The sequence below is a fragment of the Bacillus sp. 165 genome, from assembly GCF_017742235.1.
Classification (GTDB): Bacteria; Bacillota; Bacilli; order Bacillales; family Bacillaceae_G; genus JAGHKQ01.
In genome coordinates, this window is record NZ_JAGHKQ010000005.1 from 91,490 (window position 1) to 115,465 (window position 23,976).

A 23,976-nucleotide genomic window follows, 5' to 3' on the forward strand; every position below is an offset into this window, starting at 1 on the left:
TACGCTATTGATAGCCAGTTTAGAAGAAATACTAGGAGGGGAAAATATGAGGAAGATTCTCGGCGCTATCCTGCTTTTAATCAGCATCGCGCTATTGTTTACAGTCATTCAACACAACGTTATATTTACTTGGTTCTCTGGTAATATGAAAGTTAAACAAGCTTCAAGTATGGACAATACTCAAATTGTAAAAATTAATGCCGGCGGAGCGAATGTCCGCATCATTCCAGAAGATCGGGAAGACTTATCTGCCGATTTACAAAAGAATGGAACAAAGAATGTAAAGCTGGCTGTCGAACGTGACGGCTCCCAGATAAGCGTGGCAATCGAACGGCCATGGTTTCACTGGTTTAATATTTTTTCGTTTCATAAAAGCATGGATTTAACCATTCACATCCCAATAAATTACCATAATAATGTGGATATTGACCTTTCATCTGGAAAGCTTGAATTATATGGAACGTCTAAACAAAAACCCCTGATACTAAAAGAATTAGAAATCGATATGAGCTCAGGCAATGCTGATTTGCAATACTTGCAAGTTAATCATTTAGAAACCGATATGTCCTCAGGAAATCTACAGCTGCGGGATATAACAGCCAAATTATCCGAATTTGACTTAAGCTCAGGCAATGTAACGCTCCTCCACTACATCGGCGGACTGAACGCAGACCTATCTTCCGGCAAATTCACTGCCCAAATTGACAAGCTGAACGGACCTGTGAATATTGAAGCAAGCTCAGGCAATGTCGCTCTTCACTTGCCTAAGGATGCCGATTTCACCTTGGACGCAAAAGCGTCAAGCGGCAACATCCGTTATGATTTTCCGCTTCACAACGTAACAACCAATAAGCACGATAATATTAGAGGAACGTACGGAACAGGAAAGCATAAAATGAACATTCGAATTTCAAGTGGAAATGTTCATCTATACTGATTAAAAACCCGCTTTATCTGTACAGTGAGTAAATCGTATTCAAAATGATGCTAATGCTCCTTTTCCCCATATTCTTGCATAAATACATTCAGAGTTTCACATCATGATAAAGTGAAGTTGTTGATGATTAGCAAGATAAATGAGGTGACAATAAGATGAAAAGCAAGCAGAATAAAAAAGCATTTAAATTAAGCTACGAATCTGATGGGAAGATGGGTAAGGATACGAAAACAAAGAATACTGCATCTGAAAACACTGAGTTTTTTAATACAACGCAATCAAGTGAATGAGTGTTGAATTGCGTGCTTTTACTAGAATACGGACCATAAACGAAAAGCTGCCGAATGTCTAATCGGCAGCTTTTCGTTTATTTCTTTTTCACAATCACTTTTGAATAATATAAGCAGAGGAAATATAACCTGCCACTTTTTGATCTACAGTTTTAACAGGATACCATACAAATTGGTTTTTATTGCTTGCAGATTGATCAAACACAAAATCTCCCGTAATAATCAACACAGTATTTTTAGCCAATACATATCTGTCAGATGCAGTAGTAGGCTTTGACCTTAAATTCACACTATCCTTTGTTACAACTACCTCATTTCCTGCTTGAAAATGATATGCAGAAGCATGCATCTGATCGGTCAATATGTATTCCATCTGTGTAAAAACAATGTTCTTGCTGCTGTTAGGGTCGTATTCAAAATCAGTCGTTTTAAATGGATACTGGCCTAAGGAAGTACCACCTAAGAAGCTGTTTTGTTCAAGATTTGTGAATACTCTTTCTTGATAGGCATTTTCATTTATCAAGCCAGTGGCTTGATAAAGAGGGCTGTTTATAGGCTTTGTACCGTTGTAAGCCATAACAGGGAAGTACCAATTTTCTATTACCTCTGATCCTGCTCCTTTGATTTTAGGAAGATCTGTGCGGTAATACATACTGCTAAGAATTTCAATACCTGCTTGAATATTATAATAGATGTCATATTTCAATTTTTGTTGGTCATAGTTTGATTGATTCGTAATTTGCATAAGGCCAATTCCACCATCTTGCGAAACTACAGGCTGACCACTCTCATTGAATTGTTTCCAGCCGTTCTCTTGCGTGGCTACAGCTTTCACAACTTCCGGGGGGATATTTGCTTCTAATGCTGCATTTGTGAGTAAGCAGTTCAAATGTTGAAATGAGGGGTTTTGGTTTGGCTTTATTGTACCGTATGATAGACATTTTGATGACCATGTTGACTCTGCCGAAGCGCTTTCATGAAACCAACCGAGAAACATTAAACAGGTTAATACTCCTATTTTTGGTATAATCGACTTCATGCTTTATTCCTCCTATCTATCTTAATATCTAATATATATTACCATGATAGAATATTAATTTTCTATAATTCAAAATATTTAGTTTTATAGCAGTTCTTGATACATTTTAAAAACTGCATTTCTGTTACCAACACCAACCGAATCATCTTCTCATCATAATGGAACGATTATAAGGCAGAAACACCAAAAAAGCTCCCCACAAATGCAGGGAGCTTTATCCAACTTCACAAACAACCTTAGATAACCAGCTTCGATGAATCTGAAGCAATGTAATGATAGATACCCTTTCTTGAGCCACAATCTGAATTTTTTAGATATAGTTAATCTTATAGTCAGATTACCAAAACAACCTTCCTAAACTGTCTCATGCACTTTTACCTGACGGCGATAGGCTGGAAAAAAGCCTTCGAGTGCTTGTTGGGAATAATACTCTTCCCATTTCCCTACTAATTCTTGATATCGTTCCGGCTGCAGAATCTTTTTCCCTACATAAAAGCCAACCGTTCCTTCCTGATGGAATCGGTGCTTAAATTGAAATAATGAATCTCTTCCTACATGCCCTCCGCCTAAGTGAAAAGTGCGGCATCCATTTTCCTTGCCCCACAGAGCGATGTTATGGAATTGAAAAACATTTGTGCCAAGGTGCAAGTATTCCTTTTTGGAGCATCCTAAATGGTAATGTAAAAAATCTCCTTCATACATACACAAGGCTGCTGAAATCATCTTCCCTTCAAAGAATACCGCTCCGATCATCACATTTTCATAAAGGCCTGATAACAGCTGTTTGACATAATCGTTTGAAAAATAATAGTAAGAGGATGCATTCAATTTATCCATCGTCTCACAGTATAATTGAAAGAATGCTTCTGTTTGGGCAATTGCCTCTTCTTTCATAAATACCTTGAATTCAAGCTGATTTTTTAACGCCTTTTTTATACTTCGTTTATGATTTGTATGGTATTGTGCAAACATTTCTTCTTCACTTTTGGACAAATCAATGTAAATTGTTTCTCTATCGTATATAACATCCATCGTATTTTCCAAGTGTTTATGATTATGTAATAATGGATGAAACCTCACAAATTCACTAATAATATTTTCACTTTGACAATACGCTTCAAATTCTTTTCTAAATTCTCTTATCCCTTCTTCATCCATATCGTCGTATAACGGACCGCCGTAGCCGTAAGGAGTAATAATATCATATAAGCCTTCTTCCTGAGTGACAAACGGAAGTGATTGAATTGGTCTTTTTATAAATATATAACAAAGCTTATTCCCCTTTTTATCTTTATATAAAAATAAAAAAGGCTCTCCATCCCCAATGGTATGATATAAGCTGCAATATTCTTGGAAATAATACACATCTTTTTGTGAAAACTGCTGCAGTGCCTCTTCCCATTTATGCTTATCTGTAAATGATATAACTTGATACATTTTGATCACTCCCCACTTAATAGAAAATTACTATCATCAGTCCAACACCTTTTTCACCCAATAAAAAAACTGCACACTCTTAAAAGCATACAGTTTCACCAGATTTGTCATGATAAGGCTTCTCTACGTATCTATTCAAATGAGCTTAAGATTTTTACATCATCATACTTTATCATTATCGAACCCTCATTATAATTTCCAACGTTACTAACGTTAGTGGTTCCCATCATGTTATTGATGATCTTTTTAATAAAGTTTTGCCCTACTTCATGTGCATGCAAATATCCTCCGCGAAACCTCGGATTAACTTCTGAAATAACATATCCTGACTCATATTTAAAACAATCAATATCAATCGGTCCAATTGGTTTAAGTACCTCTATAAGCCTTTCTATCAAGGAGATATAATCTGGATCCTTTATAGCAAGAGATTTATCCGTTTCTCCCGCTCTCATCTTTATTTTTCTCTTGCAAAAAATATTAACAGGACGTTGCGTAAGCATATCAACATAGCAATCCGTTCCGTACTCATCCCCTTCTATGAATGGCTGTATAATGTACTCCTGAGATAACCCCAATACTGCCTGAAGCTCTTTTATTGAATGTACTTTACACACTCCAATACTAGAGCTGCCTCTTCTTGGCTTTACAATCAAAGGAAATTTCACTTTATTGCTGTCCATATCTGTCATAAGTTCATCTAAGTTAAGGTAAGTAGGAACTGTCGGTATATTATGCTTTTGTAAAAATTCATATGTTGCATATTTATCAAAGCAAATATCTATCACTTCTTTATCGGAAACGATAAGTGAGATGTTTTCCTTTTGAAATTCTTCTTTATAGCTTGCTAATAAAGGCAGTTCAAGATCTATTAACGAAATTACCCCTCTTATGTCATGCTTACGGCATACATGCTTAAGCACTTGGATATAATCCGGGTGATCTATGCATGGAACGATTTCAAAGGCATCTGCCCAATATACAACCGATGCTGTCGGATCACAATCCACAGCTACAATTTTCCCGCCTACTTTACTAAGCTCTTCTTTGAAATATTTTACCATCTTTACACGCCGTCCGGCTCCGCTTATTAAAATGTTCATTTTTCATCCCCTTCAACCGATTAGGTTTTAAACAATGGATGATGTTATGCATCACATCTTTATGTGGAAAGAAGCAGACTAGATTCCGGCATTGCTTTAGAATACAGCCTTTTCTTTTATTCCATCTCTCCTAGTATACTCCCTGCTTTACTACAGCAGAATCAAGCACCTGCTTCACGATTGCAATTACTCTGTCTTGATCTTTTCTTGTCAAGCTTGACCCAGATGGCAAACATAATCCTTGTTTAAATAATCTCTCGGAAACATTTTCGCTCTCTCCATGAGAGTAATATTTAGCTCCTTTAAAGACAGGCTGCATATGAAGAGGCTTCCAAATTGGACGTGCTTCAATATTCTCTGCTTCTAAAGCATGAATAATATCCAAGCAGCTAATAGCTGCTGCTTCGTCAATCATCAAAGCAGTCAGCCAACGGTTTGACATGGTCTGTTCTAGTTCAGGCATAAACGCAATGCCGCCTATATATTCAAGCCGCTGCTTATAGCAATTAAATATGTTCCTGCGGCTCTCTATACGCTCATCTAACACTTCCAGCTGGGCTCGCCCGATACCTGCAAGAATATTACTCATCCGATAATTATATCCAATGCGGCTATGCTGATAATGTACAGCTGGGTCCCGTGCCTGCGTAGCTAGGAACCGTGCTTTGTGCAATGCTTCTTCATCATTCGAAACAAGCATGCCGCCGCCTGATGTAGTAATAATCTTATTTCCATTAAAAGAGTAAATACCGAATTTACCGAAGGAACCTGTTTGTTTCCCTTTATATGTACTACCGAGCGATTCAGCAGCATCTTCAATTACAGGAACATTATATGTATTACAAATATCCATGATCTCATCGAGCTTTGCGCTTTGCCCTAACAAATGTACTACAATCACCGCTTTGGGCATCCTTCCATCCTTCACTGCAGCTTGAAACGCTTTCTCTAAAGCCGCTGGCGACATGCCCCATGTTTCCGGCTCTGAATCTATGAAAACTGGTTCTGCTCCTTGATATACAATCGGATTGGCACTTGCTGCAAACGTTAGTGAAGAACAAAAAACAGTGTCTCCACGCGCTACTCCTAATAATTCTAAAGCTAAATGGATTGCGGACGTTCCGGAATTTACCGCCGCAGCGCCTTTTGTTCCTGCATACTCCGCCAGTTCTTTTTCAAAGCCATCTACATTCGGCCCTAACGGTGCAATCCAGTTTTGTTCAAATGCTTCATTAATATACTTTTGCTCATTTCCACTCATATGTGGAGGAGATAAATAAATTCTTTTTTCAGCGGACATTATCGACAACTCCCTTTAGGAGAAATTATTCCATCTATAAAGTACTGTGGGATTTACTGCTGCCATATGCAGGATTGAGTAAATGCTCCCTCAAAAGTCACACACTCATATCTTTTTTGACTGAGGAACCTTCAAACATTTCCATCGACGTTTCTTCATTCTGATCGACTCCTTCAGAAATAGCGACTTTTACCAGTGTGAGAAACACTATTTTTAAATCTAACCAAAAACTTTGGTTTTCCACATACCACACATCCAATTGAAACTTCTCTTCCCAACTGATAGCGTTTCGGCCGTTAACTTGTGTCCATCCTGTTATACCAGGTCGCACATTATTCCTTTTCGCTTGTTCTTCAGTATAAAGAGGTAAATACTCCATTAATAAAGGGCGAGGGCCAATGAGACTCATGTCTCCTTTTAATACATTGAATAACTGGGGCAGTTCATCCAAACTATATTTCCGCAATAGGCGCCCTAATCTCGTCATCCTCAAATGATCTGAAAGTAAATCCCCTTTTGCATCCCGTTCATCCGTCATGGTACGAAATTTATAAATAAAAAAAGGCTTTCCATGAAGCCCAGGACGTTGTTGAGTGTATATAATAGGAGAGCCTAGCTTCCACCTTACCAATATAGCCACCATAATCATAATGCCAGATGATAACATCAACACCGTTAATGAAACCAGCACATCAAAAATACGCTTCATAGTTTTGCACTCCTAACTCCTTAATTATGTCTTACCAAGTTAAATTAGAGCCGGTTTTTTGTATCTTTATACGCATTTCAAAACATGGATTTTTTAAAATTCCGTAAAATCTTTCTCACAATCATAATGATGGGCAGTAGCGTATATCAAACTATCAGCTAAACTCCGCATAAAGTTTGAAGTCATTGACCTTTTCTGTATGAATGCACTAATAGTACATACTTCTTAATGCAAGCACCTTACAAAATGCAAGTCTCTTATTTGTTATTTGGATTACAGAAAGGTAGCTACCACATTAGAACATACTCACAGACTTTGTTTTTCAGATGTATTATGCCGAGCTGTTGCAAGTGGTGAATGCCTTTCTAACGCTTTAACAAATACAACACAAAAAGCTAAGTATACCCATAGTACACGGAAATTTTCCAAGTTGATGGTAAAAGCTTGCGTGCCGATGGCAATCATAGTGAATATTAAATATGCTTTCAAATTCTTGTAGGATTTAGACAGCGAAAGAATTTTGAATACAATGTAACATGGCAAAGAAACCAATATTAAGAACCCTGCTGATCCTGTCTCAGCTAGAAATGCTAAATAAGTATTATGCGGGATATTATCCAATGTATAACCTAAGATGTTGCTGGTATGATTTATATACTGTCCTGTCCCTACACCGAAAATTGGATTTTCTGCCCACATTTGAAACGCTGTCTTCCATAGCAACATCCGTAATTGTGTTCCTTCATCGCTCGATTCCACCGAAGAAATCCTGTTCAAGGAATTCTGGACTATATCAAGCTCGAATAATCCAAGCTTCAACGCACTTACAAACAGCAGTGCACCTGCTGCCACATAAAAAATCAACCGTAATAGATTTTTCATATTCTTTAAGCTATAAAACATTAATGCTGCACCCAAGCAGCCTACCAAAAATCCGACTGCTGCTCCCCTAGAAGCCGTCAACACTAAAATGATAAAAAGTAAAATCACATTCAAGCCTATCGTTTTTTGCTTATACATGCGATTGTAAATCAAGCAAAATCCAATAGAAATGATGCAATAGGCTGCCGCTAAGTTAGGGTCCTCAAATGTACCAGTGGCTCTAAACGCATACGATAATCCTAAATCATATCCTAAGTAGTAAAGAACTACTCCTGCTAAAGAGATTAAAGAAAAGAAAATCGAAGCTGCAGACCAATATTTCAAAAATTTGAAAAGGTTGCCTTCGACTTGAAAATAATAGAGAAACATGAGTACATAGAAAAAGTTGACACCCAATTTTAAAATATTTGATAAACCATAAGGCATATCAACCTCTGTATAGGCAAATGTTTGCAATAAACTGACACTCACTATCAACATCAATAAGAATGGATAGACTACCATGCCCTTATAATCTAAAAATATTTTTCGTATTGCTCCGTAATCTCCTCTTACTATAATGGAAAACAATATAACAGGCAGTACAAAATCCGCTATAGATATATTCAACTTTATACCAATGCTGATATTAAACATTACAGGCAGTCCCAGTATTATAATTTCCATTAACTTTATCTTCCGCAGCACAATTACAGCCCAGATAGTTAACCCTGCTGCTGCATAAAGAATATAAGAATGAGGGCTGTAAGTTACGGCTAAACCGACAATTAGACCTATAAGCAGCATCAGTATAATCATAATAGGTTTAGTAATTTTTATATCTTGCATATACAATGGCTTATATTCTTTCATACATTGCACCTTCTCTGTCCAACTCTTACGAGGGTTTTAAGAATCAATTTGCTTCTTGATAAAGCTTCTTTCTGCTTTGGGCTATATTCAAGATATATACTCGCAGCATTTCGCTCTCAAGCTCTTCAAAACTTTCAATGAGATGCAGGATTGATGTTCTATCAACTTCTTTTTGCTTACCAACATATATCTTAGGATAAATTTGTTTGCTATGAACCTCTTCCTCTCCAAGAAGCTCTTCAAACAGTTTCTCTCCCGGTCTCACCCCTGTATACGCAATCCCTATATCATCTATCCTGTATCCGGATAAAGTAATTAATCTTGTTGCCAAATCAACAATTTTTACAGGTTCTCCCATATCTAATACAAAAATCTCTCCTCCGCGAGCTAATGCTCCGGCCTGTATAACTAGACGTGAAGCCTCAGGAATAGTCATAAAATATCGAACCATATCTGGATGTGTAACAGTAACGGGTCCCCCTTGCTGAATTTGTTTTTTAAATAAAGGAATAACACTGCCGCGGCTTCCTAGTACATTTCCAAAGCGGACTGTAACAAATCGTGTACGGCTTACAGTATCCATGTGCTGCACAACCATTTCGGCAATACGCTTCGTAGCACCCATTACACTCGTAGGATTAACAGCTTTATCCGTAGAAACCATAACAAAAGTATTCACCCTAAATACATCTGCAGCTTCTGCAACATTCTTTGTACCGATTACATTATTTTTTACTGCTTCCTTCGGACTGCGTTCCATTAACGGTACATGCTTATGAGCTGCTGCATGGTAGACAATATAAGGCCGATGCTTCTCCATTACTTCCAACATCCTATTGCGGTCTTGCACATCAGCAATTTCTGTCACAATCTCAATGCCATCTTTATATAATGTGTGCAGTTCCATTTCAATGGTATAAATGCTGTTTTCACCATGACCCAAAAGAACAATTTTAGTAGGTTTGTAGTTCATCGCTTGTCTGCATATTTCAGATCCGATCGAACCGCCAGCACCTGTTACTAAAATCGTTTTTCCAGTTATTGTTTCTGAAATCCCTTTATCATCAAGCTGTACAGGCTCACGTCCTAATAAATCCTCCACTGAGACATCGTGAAATTCATTTATAGAGACCCTTCCATGTATTATATCTTCGAGCATCGGTACAATTTGTGTTTTTATTTTTGCCTTTGCACACTCTTCAAAAATTGCATGGATTTCTTTTCTGCTTAAGGATGGAATGGCAATAATAATATGTTCAATATCATAATCCTCTACTACTCTTTCAATTTCCTTCGTTGCTGCTACTACCGGAATATTAAAAATTTCTAATTTATGCTTAGCTTGATTATCATCGACAAATGCGACAGGATACAAATCTGTTTCCTTGCTTTGTAATAATTGACGAGCGACCATCGTTCCGGCAGATCCAGCACCGATAATCAATGTTCTCTTTTTTTGAGCAGACTTTTTATAGCCCTTACGAAGCATGAACCAAACAAAACGAGTACCGCCGATAAACAGCATATGAAGCATCCAAGCTATAATGAATATGCGTATATAAACTTCTTCAGACACTATAAACTGAACGAGTAGAGTAGATATAATAGAAAATGTGACTACTTTAAAAATACAAAATACTTCTCCAACACTCGCATATTCCCATGCTTTTTTGTATAACTTGAAATAAATTGAAAAAATATGGTAGCTGAACAATAAAGTGAATGAACTAAAAATTAAAGTCAGCGGGAGGATTGCTGAAAACTCCGAGTGCAAGAACAAATAACTCAAATACACAGATGTGAAAACTATAAGTGAATCAAGAACAGCTAATAAGGAAAACCGCGTTCGATAAGACATGGTTTCTTCTCCTCCCCATATTCTCTCCGCAAACAAGAATTCCAAGTATATCACTTAAAATTCTTGCTCTCTGTATAGGTAAAACTATCCAAACAGTGAAAGAGATAGTTTGTTTGATGATTTCTACAAATACAGACACTGTGGCACCACTTTTTATTTTTGCATGTAATAATAGCTTCCGTTTTCTTTTTGTTTTATATCATTCAGCACCGCTCCAAGCATCTTCCCTTTTGCATGCTGCAGCAGTGCCGTAGCTTTCATAACTTTTTCTCGTTCTGTTCTACCGCTGCGAACAACCAATATAATGCCATCGCATTGATTTGCCATTACTTGCGCATCTGTTACTACTAAGGCAGGGGGTGTATCAAATAATACAAGGTCATATCGAGAGTACGCTTCTTTCAAAAAATCTTCCATTGCCGCTGAACCAAGAAGCTCGGCTGGATTCGGAGGAATCACTCCACACGGTAGAAAATCCAAATTGCTTTCCTTTGTTTTACGAATGCATTTCTCTAATGTAGCTTGCTTGGAAAGTACACTTGTAATCCCCCTATTATTGTCTGTACGAAGCTCTTCATGCAGTGCTGGCTTGCGCAAGTCTGTATCTACTAACAGAACTTTCTTTCCTTGCTGGGCGAACACTACAGCCAAGTTCACAGCTGTTGTTGTTTTTCCTTCTCCTGCATTAGCAGAAGTCACCATAAGAGAGCGGATTGTGCTATCTACCGCAGAGAATTGAATATTGGTTCGAATATTACGGTATTGTTCTGAAACGGCTGATTTCGGTTGTTCATGGGCGATAATTCCTACTCTTCCTTTATGCTTCTGTTTACGAATCAATGGTTTGTCCCCCCACTTTCTTAATAAAAGCCGTTGTTTCTTGACTTACTTTTACTTCTATCGGTGCTACTATTCCTAATACAGGAAGCCCAGGAATAGCTTCAATATCCTGCTCTTTCTTAATTGTATTATCCAAATATTCAATCATAATTGATAACCCTATAGAGACCACAAGTCCTACTACTGCAGCAATCATAGTGTTTAAGATAGGACGCGGTTTAATAGGCTCCTGCGCTTGTACCGCTTCCGCTTTTGCAAGAATAGTAACGTTATCGATATTCATAATATGGGGAATCTCTGTCTGAAAGACTTCTGCAATTGTATTTGCTATATCACGTGCTCTTCCCGAATCTGAATCTTGTACTATTACGGAAATAACTTGTGAATCTTGCTCATTAACGACCTCTATTTTTTCAGTAAGATTTTTAACGGACATATCCAAATTCAAGTTTTCTTTTACTTTTTCCATAATCGCAGGGCTTTTTATAATAATGCTGTATGTATTTACCAGCTGCAAATTTGTTTGCACGTCATTATATTGAACTACAGCGTTATCAAGCTTCTTCTGATTTACTAGAATTTGTGTAGACGTTTCATAGATTGGAGTAATAAAGAAATTGCTGACTGTCCAGCTGGTAACCGCTGCAGCGACTGTAATCACGATGATAATCCATAAACGCTGGCGCAACACTTGAAATAATTCTTTTACACCGATTGTTTCTTTCATTGTCATTCTCCTTTTCGGGAATTACCTGCTATTAACCAATGCTTAGAACTGTCCATTCATTCTCTAGAACAAAACGACCATCCTCATAGAGAATGGTCATTTTCTAAATACTATTGAGTTACATACTTTCTATAAATAGAATCTAGTTGACCAGAAACATTTTGCAATGCATATCCTTGAATTTTCTCAAAAGCCGCTTGGCCCATTTGGATTCTTTTTTCTTTATCTTGAATTAAGGCATGGAAGCTTTGTACCAGCTGCTCCTTATCATCCAGTTCTACTACATAGCCCGTTACGCCATGTTCCACTAAATCTCTTGAGCCCCTTACATTTGTAACAACTGAAGGCTTAGAGCATGCCATCGCTTCCATAATGCAACGGGGAAGTCCCTCCTGCTTTGACACGAGCGTCATAATATCCGAACTGCTGATAATGCTCGGTATGCCTGTTCTGTAACCTGCAAAATGGACATTGCGCAGCCCTTTATTATTCGCAAACTCCGTTAGCTCGGTTTCCATTCCTCCATCTCCTACTAACAGAAGATGAATATGCTTATGCATTGTACTTAATTCCTTCCAAGCTTCTAATAAATACAGTTGGTTTTTCCTGCTGCACAGCTCTGCCACACATGTGATAACAATATGATCCTCAGGGATGTTCAGCTCTTTTCTAATCTCACTTTTTTCCTTATAACTATAGCTTTCTATATCAATGCCGACACCTCTAGTAGAAAACAGCGTTTCATTCGGAATAAATCCCATCTTTATTCCATTACTGTAATCTTCATTGTTCATTACAATTAGCCCGTCAGTCCACCTGCTGGCAATTCTTTCAGCAGAATAATACAAAAGCCAGTTTGTAAGAGGAGCCCCTTTAAAAAAATGAAATCCATGTGCAGTATATAAAACAGGACCCTGTTTATTACGCTTTGCCAAATACCTTACTAAAAATGAAGCGACTGGCGTATGAACATGAATTAAATCAAAATAATTTTCCTCAAACAAGCTCTTTAACTCTTTGTATGCTTTCCAGTTATGCTTTGTATATGGGGAACGTGAAAAAGGAATATCCCAACACTTCACCCCGAGCTCTTCGATTTCATCTTTTCGCCCGAAATGCGGGTTAGCTGCAGCATGCACTTCAAAGCCGTTTCTTTGCAGCATTTTCATAAAAGGCTTATGAAAAGCTGCTAAATGCAGGTAGACTGTAGCTGAGAATAAAACCTTTTTACCATTATTTTGTTTCATAGTACCACCCTTTACCTATTGTCATGAAAAGGCTTTATTAGGCATTTTGCACACCTTATTGCTATGTCCTCGCTATGACTATATTTTTTATGCTCACACGCAGCCTTTGCGGCAAAATACCGTACAAGAAACGTAGATACATGCTGATGGTTGCCGGTAATGAACCTTTTAACGATTTAATTGCCATCTGTTGTATCCTGAATGACTGCATTAAATACTTCATCCTTTTCTTATTCTCAAAGGATTGATTTGAATGGATTCTCTTACTGCTTAAAGGCAATGTTAATTTACCGAGCTTATAATGATTGGAAGCAAGCCGAACCCATAACTCATAATCCAATAGTGAAGATAAGCCTGTATTATAGCTTCCTGCTTTAATTAGCGCAGCCCTTTGCATCATGACAGAGCTATGATGGATGGGATTGTAATATGGTAACTGTTGATTTAAGGGGGTTATGTTTAGTTTCTCTTCCACTTGAGGCCAATCTACTTTTTGCTCATCCAGGATGAGAATATAGTCTGCAGCCACTAAGGCATAATCCGGGTATTCTTGAAACGCTTGATACTGATATTGTATTCTCATGGGATGACTCGGGTCATCTGCATCGATATTCGCAATATACTCACCATTTGCATGGCTGACTGCTAAATTCAATGCCTCCGCTCTCCCAATGCCTTCAGTAGGAATAAGCCGAATGCGGTTATCTTCACTAATGTATTTACTGACAATCTTTTTCGTATCATCTGTTGAACCATCGTCTACAATAATAAACTCCCAATCTTGAAATGTTTGGTGTTGGATACTTTGTATCGTTTCTTCTATAATCGATTCACCATTTTTTACAGAACATATTACTGAAACTGTCGACATTCACTCTGCTCCTCTTCTTTCAAATAAGAAATACATAACACTTTCTTATACACTATTGCTGCTCCTTTTGTGATACACTCTTTTTTGTTTAATAGAAGAGATTAACTTAGAACGGCTATTACCTGTGTTAAAGAAAAAGATGGCTATACCATATCCAACTGCTCCAATAGAAACTTGCAACAGCAGCATGAATATTCCGCTTTGATTAGAAAAAGGTATAATGACTAGATACATAAATATAGCGGACAACATGATTTTCATACCATCTACAAATGGAAATGGCAGTTTAAAAACTTTGCGGCTCATTATAAAACTGATTGATATAGATATTACGTAGGCAATGATTGAGGAATATACAGCCCCCATAATTCCTTGCTTAGGTATTAACAGCCAATTCAATGCGATATTGATACCAGCAGAAATCAAAACAGGCCATATTTGCTTTTTCGTGCATTTTCCTAATTGGAATGCCAAATCAATGTAGTACACTTTAAATCCTTGCAGGAATCCTACCACAGCAATCCATGGCAATATATCTCGGGCCACAGTTCTGTATTGAGAACCAAACAGCACAGCTACAATATTCGAAGCCAATGCTATCAAACCTACAGTAGCCGGCACTGCCACCAATAGCAGCAGCACGACACTTTCTTTTATTTTTTCCTTTGCAGCCTCTTCTCCATCGTTTTCAAGAGCTCTCAGTATGATGGGATATGCAGCTACATTAATAATCATCATGAGTAAAATTAAAGTATTTTGTGCAAAATCATATGTTACGGAATATATACCAGTTGCTGTATGAGTGTGATCCCCAAGATAAGATAAAAGGAAGCGGGATGAACTGTACATGACGAAAGTAAGAGTAAAAGTTGCAGTTAAAGGTAATCCATACCTTAGCGACTGTAATAATATTTCTGTATTAAAATTATGCTTTTTCACCGTGCCCCAAGCTCTCTTTGAAATGAATAATACAGGAAAAATATTCCCGAGTATAAGCCCTAGCATTAAACTTACCGCACCAAGCTCCAATTTAATCAGACTGACACTTATAAGTAAGGTTAATACTGCCTTGCTTAAAGAAATGAACCCGTAAACTTTCGGAGAAAGCTGCGCTCTCAGCACTTCTAAATTCAATTCAAACCATGCCGTGCTGATGGTTACAAAGAAGGCTAGCAGATAATATGCTGACCCACCAACAGGTGCTTTATTAAGAACAGACATAGCCCAAAAAATCACACCAGTCACAGCTGCCATACTGCAAAAAGCAGTAAAGGTGGTGGAAAGCAGTTGATGCCGCTCTTCTTTAAATTGTGGGAAAAACCGTAACAGGCTCACCCTAATCCATTGAAACATGATACTATTTAATAGCCCTGCTGTAGCCAGAACGATTGAAAATGTACCGTATTGCTCTGGCAAGAGCAATCTCGTATACAAATAGATAGAACAAAAGCTTATTATCCCTGGTACACCTTTTGCTATAAAATAGACTAAAGAATGTCTGAATAACATGCATATATACCTTCTATGTTCATATTTTTAATACTTTCCGTTTGTATGGATTGCGGCCGTACCAACATTCTATGGTAAATGATCCGCAACCTTCTCATCAAAACAGCATAAAAACTGGGCATCAAACCCATCCTCACATCCCACCATTGACGACCGGCGTCTAAGGTACTCACATATACCCACAGTGTGATCGAGTGCCTCCATTGATAATGGTTAGTAGACATCACCGTTTTGTACATTAATATATTACTTTCTTTGAATATGATTATCCCACAAAAATTACCTAAAAACTGGAACAATAATATGTATACATAACTTTTTTTATTAGTTATCTCTAATATTAAGAATATATATTTATGATAAACAATCTAAAAGAAGTTTACAATGCCTTATTTAAAATATTCTAAAAATTAAAAATAACGAAAAATAAGACCAACTTCTATTCCATTGATTTCATTTTGATTAAATAATGAATCATAATTACAAACTAGCAAGTTTCGATAAAATACCTGTATCTTCACTCGTTCAACATTATACAAAGATACCTTTTCTTCCTATCAACAATACATTGTAGTCTGTTCCATATTTCTTTTACAAATCCTCTCTATACGCAATCTCACAACCGAAGCAGCAATAAAGAAAGAAAACAAGAACTCCAATTACCTGCATCAATGCCTTTACATAAAAAAAGCAAACCGCTACAAAGCGGCCTGCTCCTTCAAGCACTTATAATATACTTCTACTAAGTCTTCATCATCCATATCTAAAATCCATCGATTTGCCCCAGGAATCCATTCGACAATACCATTCTCCATTCTGACCCTTTCCATATCATCTAGAAAATAACGCCCTATTTGCAGCAGCATATCCTCTCTCTCCCCTATACTTGTAATCTAGTTTTATTGTAGTCATAAGGTAAAAATTTCATACCTGCAGCAACTGGTTTAAAAAGAGGAATTACATATACTAGAGTGGAAATATGATAACTATAAAAGCGTTATTCATACTTACTAGAAATGCAGAATGAAAGGACAGAGAAAATATGGAATTCTTCCGCGGTTGCATGTATGGCTTATTATTGGTTACTCCGTTCTGGTTACTAGTTATTCTACTTATATGCTATGCTATCATGCAATACAATCTGTAAAATCCATGTACACTGTACGAATAACGCAGCTGTTTCTGTTGAATTGGTATGAGCTTACACATAAAAAACAAGCCGGGATCTTCTTCCGGCTTGTTTTCATAATCAAGGGTGAGAAACCATCAATGAGATCTTCCCTGTAATCGTAAAGCTGTCTAACCCAGCTGGGATAATGAAGTGGGCTCCTTTTTCAAATGGAAACACCCCTTCCCCTGTCTCAATGCTGCCCTGTCCGTCAAGAACACTGCACAATAAAAATGGTGCGCTACGCTCGTGTATATATGAACCGTCTACATCCCATTTGTATACAGAAAAATACTCTTCCTCTACAAATGTCGTAATAGCAGCTCCCTCTGCTCGCTCCACTCGGTACTCCGTACTCTTCTCTTCATGCGGAACTGTTGTCACATCGATTGCTTTCTCCAAATGAAGCTCCCGTTTGTTGCCAGCCTTGTCCGTACGATCATAATCATATACGCGGTATGTCGTATCAGAGCTTTGTTGCGTCTCGAGCACCAATGTCCCTCGGCACAGCGCATGAATCGTGCCGCTCGGTACATAGAAGAAATCACCCGGCTTAATTTTCACGCGGCGAAGCAGACTATTCCACTTTCCTTCTGCGATCATCGCTTCGAATTCTTCCTTCGTCTGTGCTGTATGCCCAAAAATCATATCAGCATCTTCTTTACAGTCAATGATATACCAGCACTCGGTTTTGCCAAGCTCCCCATTCTCATACACACGGGCATATGTGTCATTCGGATGCACCTGAACGGATAAATCATCGTTAGCATCTAAGACCTTCGTTAACAGCGGGAACACCTCTCCTGTTGGATTGCCAAATAGCTCAGGGTACTCCTTCCACAATGCATCCAACGTTTTCCCTGCGAATGGTCCGTTCTCTACGATAGAAGGACCATTGGGATGGGCAGAAATTCCCCAGCACTCTCCTGTTGTTTCAGATGGAATAGCATATCCAAATTCATCACGAAGAGTAGTTCCTCCCCAAATGCGTTCTTGTAATACTGGTTGTAAAAAAAGCGGCTGTACCATTGTTTCCTCCCTAGATTCTGTTTTACTTCTCCTCATATGCACGCTTTGCCAATAAAAGCGTACCCGTTATTCCAGCATTATCTCCGAGCTTCGGAGATACAATATAGTCTTCTATTTTACTTGATACTTCTGGAAATGCAACGTATCCATTCAATAATTCCTTCACATAGCTGCGCACATGTGTAAAGACCTGTGCTTGCTTCATTACACCGCCGCCCAGAATGATCTTTTTAGGAGACAAAATGAGAATATACTGCATTAATGCCTGTGCAAGATAATATCCTTCCAGCTCCCATACTTCCGGACGCTCAGCAAGACTTATCCCTTTCTCGCCCCAGCGTTCTTCAATAGCCGGACCAGCTGCAAGCCCTTCTAAGCAATCTTGATGATACGGGCACTTTCCTGCATAGATGTCTTTTGGGTGACGCCGGACGAGAATATGTCCCATTTCCGGATGCGAAAGACCTTCGAGCAGCTTCCCTTGCACAATTGCACCTGCTCCTATGCCTGTACCTACAGTAATATACAAGCAGCTGTCCAATCCTTCGGCAGCTCCAAACGTTACTTCCCCTAAGGCCGCAGCATTCACATCGGTATGAAAACCAATCGGCACGCCAAACGCATCTTTCAGCGTTTGCACAATCGGATAGTTGCGCCATGCCAATTTCGGTGTCGTTGTAATACATCCATATGTGCTGCTATCAGGATTCACATCGATAGGACCGAACGAACCGACCCCGATTGCTGTCACATCGAATTTTTGGAAAAACTCGATCACCTGTCCCATCGTTTCCTCCGGAACAGTGGTAGGAATTTGTATCCTTTCTATAATCTTGCCGTCAGGTTCTCCAACCGCGCAAACAAATTTTGTGCCGCCAGCTTCAATTCCTCCGAAAAGCATTCCCATTCCCCCTAGTATTTAACGTCTAATATTTATTGTCGTAAAAACAAATTTGTCATAACGATGTCTAGAAAAAGAGTACTCAAAAGGTATACCTGTATTTAAATAGCCCACATGCTCTACCTCTAAAATCGGATCGTCTGCTTTGCATTCCAAATACTTACGGTCTAATTCATTCGGTTTACAAGCTCTTATTTTACGTTGTGAACCGGCAATTGTCAGCTTCAACGTATTTGTGATATGAGCATATATAGAAGCATTTAACACCTCTTCGGTAAGGTCCAAAATAAGGTTGGTCGGCATATAGGTTTCTTCCATGACATAAGGCTCATGCTCCACACTTCTTAAACGGATCAGATGATACACTGGAGTGTCCTGGCTAATGCCTAAATGCGCTGCAACCTCTTCTGACGGAAACTGCACTTCAAATGTAATAACGGTGCTGACAATATGCTTGCCCTTTAATAAAGTGGAAAGACCCAATGTCTCCTTATCCACTATACTCCCTGTATTATCACGCATCGTTGATTTAATAATAAAGGTGCCATGTCCCCGCTTCCGATACAGCAGTCCTTCCATCACTAAAATATCGAGTGCTTTTTTCATCGTCATACGGCTGCACTGAAATTCTTTTGAGAGCGATACCTCGTCTGGAATAGGCTGATCGACGGGATAAACATTCGCCTTCACCCTATTCCTTATTTCATTAGAAATACTTTCATATTTACTCATATTACAATCACCTGACTTGATTAGTTTTTAAGAATGGGCTGATTTTAAGAAATGATACAACGCTCCCACTTTCCCCGCATCATTTTGGAAATAACAGCGATCTATTTCAGAAACATCTAATGCTTCCTCGCGTATTCTTCTTATTCTCTCCTTCACTTCGTCAATCACACTTCGCTGGGCGCTAATTCCCCCGCCGATCAGCACTTTTTCCGGAGCCAAAGCATGGATAATGTTAGCCGCTCCTATCGCAAGCGCATTATAAAATTCATCTAATGCTGCAAGTGCCTGTTCATTGCCCTGTTCAGCAAGCTCGAAAAGGACTTCGCCCGTGACCGGATATCCAAGCTTTTTGGAAGCGTTTGCTACCAATGCTCTAGAAGAACCGAGATTACTGTAAGAATACTGATCTATAGCCGTTTCTAGCTCTTGATTATAGTGTAACGTCATCAAGCCAAATTCTCCAGCCATTCCTTTATTTCCTCGATACAGCTCTCCATTGATAAAGATACCTCCGCCGATTCCAGTTCCCGCTGCAATGCATACAAAGCTTTGACATTCAGTCGCATGACCCATCCATTTCTCCGCCAGCGTCACACAATTCACATCATTATCAAGCTCCACCGGCAAATTGACGCACTGTAGCTCTTCTTTTACATTTTTATGCATAAGATCTGTGACAGCACCGGCAAAATATACATAGCCGCTTACCGGATCTACCGCTCCCGAAACGCTTAACGCCACTCCACTAATCTGAAAATGCTGTTTATAGTCTTCAATAATTTGAATCAAGCACGGAAATGTCAGTCCCTCCCCCTGCTTTGGCGTAACCGTCTTTTCAGATGTGAGACATTCTGCTTTTTCATTCATAACAGCATGCTTGATGGAGGAACCTCCTATATCCATTACTACATAATTCATATATAATCCCCCTTATTGAGAAAAAGATGGTCAAACAAGACCATCTTTTTGTTAAAATCCGTTATTTTCAGAAACTGCTTTAAACCACTGTCCGCTTTTTTTCACAGTACGCTCGCCATCTTTAGAAAGATTCACAGATACAAAGCCGTATCGATTTTTATAAGCATTAGACCAGGACCAGTTATCCATGAACGTCCATAAATGATAGCCTTTCACATTAGATCCTTCTTGGATTACTTTATGAACCCATTTTAAATGCTCTTGGATAAAGGCAATGCGATAATCATCCTGAATAATGCCATTCTCGTCTCTGAAGCGTTCTTCTCCTTCTACACCCATTCCGTTTTCAGAGATAAAGCATTCGATATTTCCATAGTTTTCTTTCACATTAACTAAAATATCATAAATACCTTTTTCATAGATTTCCCAGCCTCTATGAGGGTTCATCTTACGCCCTGGCATAACATAATTATCAAAATAACGTTCTGGCATAAACGGAGCTTCCGGATTCGGCATATGCTCTTTCGCCTTCACTCTGCGCGGTTGATAATAGTTAATACCCAGTAAATCCACAGTATTTTCTTTTATAACAGCAAGATCGCCGTCTTCCATAACAGGCATATAGCCTTCTTCCTTCAGGATTGCAACAAGCTCTGCCGGGAACTCTCCTTTAACAGATGGATCTAAGAAGGAGCGGTTAAAGAACGCATCCGCAATGACAGAAGCTTTTACATCTGCCGGATGCTGGCTTCTTGGGTACGATGGAGTGAGATTTAAAATAATCCCGATTTTTCCATCCTGCCCTTGTTCTTTATACGCCTTAATCGCTTTTGCACTTGATAATAAGGTGTGGTAACCGACCTGCACTGCTTTTTGGAAATCCACTTCGTTCGGATAATGGAAATCATACAGATAGCCGCCTTCTACCGGCACGATTGGTTCATTATGCGTAAACCATTTTTTCACACGGTCGCCGAACAGCTTAAAGCAAGTTTCCGCATACACAACGTATGCTTCCACCACGTCTCTATTTACCCAGCCGCCGATTTTTTGAAGCTCCATCGGCATATCAAAATGATACAGATTCACAAACGGCTCAATGCCTGCAGCAATCAGCTCATCAATTACGTTACTATAAAACGCAATCGCTTTTTCATTCACATTCCCTGCTCCATTTGGAAACATTCTAGACCAAGAGATAGACATACGAAATGAATTATGACCGATTTCTTTCATTAACTGAATATCTTCTTTGTACTTATAATAGAACTGGGATGTGTTTTCCGGTCCGACTCCGTCAAAGAAACGGTTCGGTTCTACCTCATACCAATGATCCCAAATGTTTTTTCCTTTTCCATCTTCATTTGCAGCACCCTCTGTTTGTGTGGCCGATGCCGAAGATCCCCACCAAAATCCTGCCGGAAAATGATATTGCTGTTGTTTAGTTGCTTCTTGTGTGTTTATCATATGAATCCCCTTTCCCGTTACACCGCTTGTTTGTTTGTCTGCTCTTCATGAACACCAAAATAGCAACGACAACAGCCAAGGTCATTCCAGTTCCACCCATACCTACTGTATAAATGTCGATAAAAGACTTAGTAATAATATGCGGAACTTCCTGATTATTTGTATATGCATTAAAATTTTCAATCGCTAATGTATTCCAAATTGGGTCCATTACTGAGTTAATAATGATTTGACCGTGAAGGCCGAAGAACCATAATACTTGTATAAAGAATATTGCAATTAAAGTAGGCACAATTCCGCCGCCTAAGCCAACCAGTGGAGCTTGAATTGCTTTATAAATAAAGTCATGCATATTCGTATCAAAAACTTGTGTAACAAAAATGTTAATACCTAGAAAAACAGATAATGTGATAAGTGCTGGGATTAAGGCAGCAAATGACTTTGCAACAGCGGGTGGAACACCTGCCGGGATTTTAATCGTAATATCCTTTTGAACAATGATGCGATAAATCTATGCTGCTAGGAATGCTACAATCATTCCAAGGAACATGCCTTTTGCGCCAAGGCGATCCAGCGGAATAACATTCTGAATTGCTTCTCCGCCCTCTTGTATTAATACAAACGGCGTTAACAGTAAGAAGGATACTAATGCGATGGCACCGCCGAATATCGCTTCCACGTCATAGCTTCTTGATAGATAATAGCCGATACCAAACACAACGAATACCGTCATAATCCCCATAGTCGCCTGCGATGCGATACCGAAAGAAGAACGGAAGGTAGTAAGAGCTCCTTCGCTCATCAGCTTGTCTAAAAATGGCAGATTTGTTAAAACCACTATAATCGATGCGAAAATAGTAATAGGAAAAGAAAGCATAAATGCATCACGTAACACCTGCAAATACCGATTATTGTTTAACTTCCCTGCGATCGGAATAAGAAACTTACTTAATGCTTCAAACATGAATAACCCCTCCCCATCATATATGTCTGTATGTTATAAATTTCTGCTTTTAAAAATTTCCAATAACTCTTTTACAAGCTCTTTCATTGCCAGCGTAGACATTAAATGATCCTCCGCATGCATCAAAAGCAAGGAAAATTCCGTTTTTTCTCCCGTAGCTTCTTTTTGAACGAGCTGAAAATGGATATTATGAGCACCATGCAAATCTTCTTCCGCCTTCACTAACAGGCTGTCTGCTTCCTCTGTCGGTGGTCGTCTAATAAATGAAATGCGAGAAACTCGTTTTAAAGAAGGATTTGAATGCTCTCATTGCGCATCTGAATACGTTGTAAGGTTCGGAAAATACAATGGTCGCCAACGCTATCGTTGCAAATGTTGTAATAAAACATTTACTGATACAACAAATACAGTTCTTTATCGCACCCGAAAAGGAGATGAATGGATTGCATTTGTTGATTGTATGTTCAAAGGTTATTCCTTGCAAAAATCTGCCGAAATCATAGGGGTTACTTGGGTTACGCTTTTTTATTGGAGACACAAGCTATTAAGTGCATTAAAACAAATGGATTTTGAGCAATTTGAAGGTATAGTTGAAGTTGATGAAACCTATTTCTTATACTCTCAAAAAGGGCAACGTGGGATTACGGAACGCAATCCTCGTAAGCGTGGCGGGAAATCTAAACATAGAGGAATAAGCCAAGAACAAGTATGTGTTCTTGTTGCCAGAGACCGAACAAAAGCAACAGTATCTAAAGTTGCTTGTATGGGTCGTGTTGTTAAGACTAAGGTAAAAAGTATGATAGGTTCTAAATTAACACCTAATAATGTACTTGTTACGGATGCTTCGAGAGCCTATAAAACATATGCAAAAGAGAAGGGAATAGAACATTATCGCATTAAATCAAACGATGGAAAACACGTTATAAAGGGCTTGTATCATATTCAAAATGTAAATGGTCTCCATTCTCGAATGAAACAATGGTTAGACCGCTTTAAGGGTGTGGCTACAAAGTATCTCGACAACTATCTTTCGTGGTTCCTATTTGTAGATAGTCGCAGTAATGAAAACACTAAACACAACATTAAAGAGTTCTTGCTAACATCGTTTGTATTTGAAATGACGAATACTTATGATAGTTTGCGTTTGTCAAAATTTAATGTTTAGTCCTTGGTTTTTTGTCTGATTTGAAGATTGA

General features: G+C 38.6%; 20 protein-coding genes and 3 pseudogenes. 3 read left to right on the plus strand and 20 right to left on the minus strand.

The window, feature by feature from the left end; genetic code table 11:
* Positions 1-46 precede the first annotated feature (46 nt).
* Both liaG and J7Q84_RS18580 read left to right on the plus strand, forming a co-directional pair.
* Positions 47-937, plus strand: coding sequence for a LiaG family protein (gene liaG, locus J7Q84_RS09835; protein ID WP_209094360.1), 891 nt, complete (start codon positions 47-49; stop codon positions 935-937).
* A gap of 155 nt (positions 938-1,092) precedes the next feature.
* Positions 1,093-1,227 (plus strand): hypothetical protein, encoded by a 135-nt coding sequence (locus tag J7Q84_RS18580; protein WP_280635581.1) that lies wholly within the window; start codon positions 1,093-1,095, stop codon positions 1,225-1,227.
* Between the two features lie 94 nt (positions 1,228-1,321).
* Here J7Q84_RS18580 and J7Q84_RS09840 read toward each other — a convergent pair whose 3' ends face one another.
* The 20 genes and pseudogenes from J7Q84_RS09840 to J7Q84_RS18355 form a co-directional block, all read right to left on the minus strand.
* On the minus strand, positions 1,322-2,266 hold the full coding sequence (locus J7Q84_RS09840) for a transglycosylase SLT domain-containing protein (protein WP_209094361.1): 945 nt from the start codon (positions 2,264-2,266) through the stop codon (positions 1,322-1,324).
* A gap of 354 nt (positions 2,267-2,620) precedes the next feature.
* Positions 2,621-3,703, minus strand: coding sequence for a GNAT family N-acetyltransferase (locus tag J7Q84_RS09845; RefSeq protein ID WP_209094362.1), 1,083 nt, complete (start codon positions 3,701-3,703; stop codon positions 2,621-2,623).
* Between the two features lie 131 nt (positions 3,704-3,834).
* Positions 3,835-4,806: an ATP-grasp domain-containing protein gene (locus J7Q84_RS09850; protein WP_209094363.1), complete on the minus strand. Its 972-nt coding sequence runs from the start codon at positions 4,804-4,806 to the stop codon at positions 3,835-3,837.
* A gap of 130 nt (positions 4,807-4,936) precedes the next feature.
* A complete protein-coding gene (locus J7Q84_RS09855; RefSeq protein ID WP_209094364.1) occupies positions 4,937-6,106 on the minus strand; it encodes an aminotransferase class I/II-fold pyridoxal phosphate-dependent enzyme in 1,170 nt (389 codons plus the stop codon).
* Between the two features lie 97 nt (positions 6,107-6,203).
* On the minus strand, positions 6,204-6,815 hold the full coding sequence (locus J7Q84_RS09860) for a sugar transferase (RefSeq protein WP_209094365.1): 612 nt from the start codon (positions 6,813-6,815) through the stop codon (positions 6,204-6,206).
* Positions 6,816-7,121: 306 nt separating this feature from the next.
* Positions 7,122-8,549 carry an O-antigen ligase family protein gene (locus tag J7Q84_RS09865; protein WP_209094366.1) on the minus strand — a complete coding sequence of 476 codons (1,428 nt, stop codon included), beginning with the start codon at positions 8,547-8,549 and terminating at the stop codon, positions 7,122-7,124.
* A gap of 43 nt (positions 8,550-8,592) precedes the next feature.
* Positions 8,593-10,407 (minus strand): polysaccharide biosynthesis protein, encoded by a 1,815-nt coding sequence (locus J7Q84_RS09870; RefSeq protein ID WP_209094367.1) that lies wholly within the window; start codon positions 10,405-10,407, stop codon positions 8,593-8,595.
* Between the two features lie 153 nt (positions 10,408-10,560).
* Complete coding sequence (locus J7Q84_RS09875) at positions 10,561-11,247, minus strand: CpsD/CapB family tyrosine-protein kinase (protein WP_209094368.1); 687 nt, start codon at positions 11,245-11,247, stop codon at positions 10,561-10,563.
* The gene (locus J7Q84_RS09880) at positions 11,237-11,974 is read right to left on the minus strand and encodes a YveK family protein (RefSeq protein ID WP_209094369.1); all 738 of its coding nucleotides are present in this window, start codon (positions 11,972-11,974) and stop codon (positions 11,237-11,239) included. Before J7Q84_RS09880 ends, J7Q84_RS09875 begins: the two co-directional genes overlap by 11 nt.
* A gap of 110 nt (positions 11,975-12,084) precedes the next feature.
* Positions 12,085-13,221 (minus strand): glycosyltransferase family 4 protein, encoded by a 1,137-nt coding sequence (locus J7Q84_RS09885; protein WP_209094370.1) that lies wholly within the window; start codon positions 13,219-13,221, stop codon positions 12,085-12,087.
* 61 nt (positions 13,222-13,282) lie between these two features.
* On the minus strand, positions 13,283-14,092 hold the full coding sequence (locus J7Q84_RS09890) for a glycosyltransferase (protein ID WP_209094371.1): 810 nt from the start codon (positions 14,090-14,092) through the stop codon (positions 13,283-13,285).
* A 45-nt stretch (positions 14,093-14,137) separates the two neighbouring features.
* Positions 14,138-15,601 (minus strand): lipopolysaccharide biosynthesis protein, encoded by a 1,464-nt coding sequence (locus tag J7Q84_RS09895; protein WP_209094372.1) that lies wholly within the window; start codon positions 15,599-15,601, stop codon positions 14,138-14,140.
* Between the two features lie 698 nt (positions 15,602-16,299).
* Positions 16,300-16,467 (minus strand): hypothetical protein, encoded by a 168-nt coding sequence (locus J7Q84_RS09900; protein ID WP_209094373.1) that lies wholly within the window; start codon positions 16,465-16,467, stop codon positions 16,300-16,302.
* A 383-nt stretch (positions 16,468-16,850) separates the two neighbouring features.
* Positions 16,851-17,798: a mannose-6-phosphate isomerase, class I gene (manA, locus tag J7Q84_RS09905; RefSeq protein ID WP_209094374.1), complete on the minus strand. Its 948-nt coding sequence runs from the start codon at positions 17,796-17,798 to the stop codon at positions 16,851-16,853.
* A 22-nt stretch (positions 17,799-17,820) separates the two neighbouring features.
* Positions 17,821-18,699: an ROK family protein gene (locus J7Q84_RS09910; RefSeq protein ID WP_209094375.1), complete on the minus strand. Its 879-nt coding sequence runs from the start codon at positions 18,697-18,699 to the stop codon at positions 17,821-17,823.
* An 18-nt stretch (positions 18,700-18,717) separates the two neighbouring features.
* Positions 18,718-19,431, minus strand: a complete 714-nt coding sequence (locus J7Q84_RS09915) for a GntR family transcriptional regulator (protein ID WP_209094376.1) — start codon at positions 19,429-19,431, stop codon at positions 18,718-18,720.
* 27 nt (positions 19,432-19,458) lie between these two features.
* Positions 19,459-20,349, minus strand: coding sequence for an ROK family protein (locus J7Q84_RS09920; RefSeq protein WP_209094377.1), 891 nt, complete (start codon positions 20,347-20,349; stop codon positions 19,459-19,461).
* Between the two features lie 51 nt (positions 20,350-20,400).
* Positions 20,401-21,816 (minus strand): glycoside hydrolase family 1 protein, encoded by a 1,416-nt coding sequence (locus tag J7Q84_RS09925; protein WP_209094378.1) that lies wholly within the window; start codon positions 21,814-21,816, stop codon positions 20,401-20,403.
* 34 nt (positions 21,817-21,850) lie between these two features.
* Positions 21,851-22,780, minus strand: a pseudogene (locus J7Q84_RS09930) (PTS transporter subunit EIIC); the annotation flags it as partial.
* Positions 22,781-22,813: 33 nt separating this feature from the next.
* Positions 22,814-23,023, minus strand: a pseudogene (locus tag J7Q84_RS18355) (PTS sugar transporter subunit IIA); the annotation flags it as partial.
* Here J7Q84_RS18355 and J7Q84_RS09935 point away from each other — a divergent pair.
* Positions 23,016-23,945, plus strand: a pseudogene (locus J7Q84_RS09935) (IS1595 family transposase); the annotation flags it as partial. The pseudogenes J7Q84_RS18355 and J7Q84_RS09935 overlap by 8 nt on opposite strands.
* Positions 23,946-23,976: the final 31 nt, after the last annotated feature.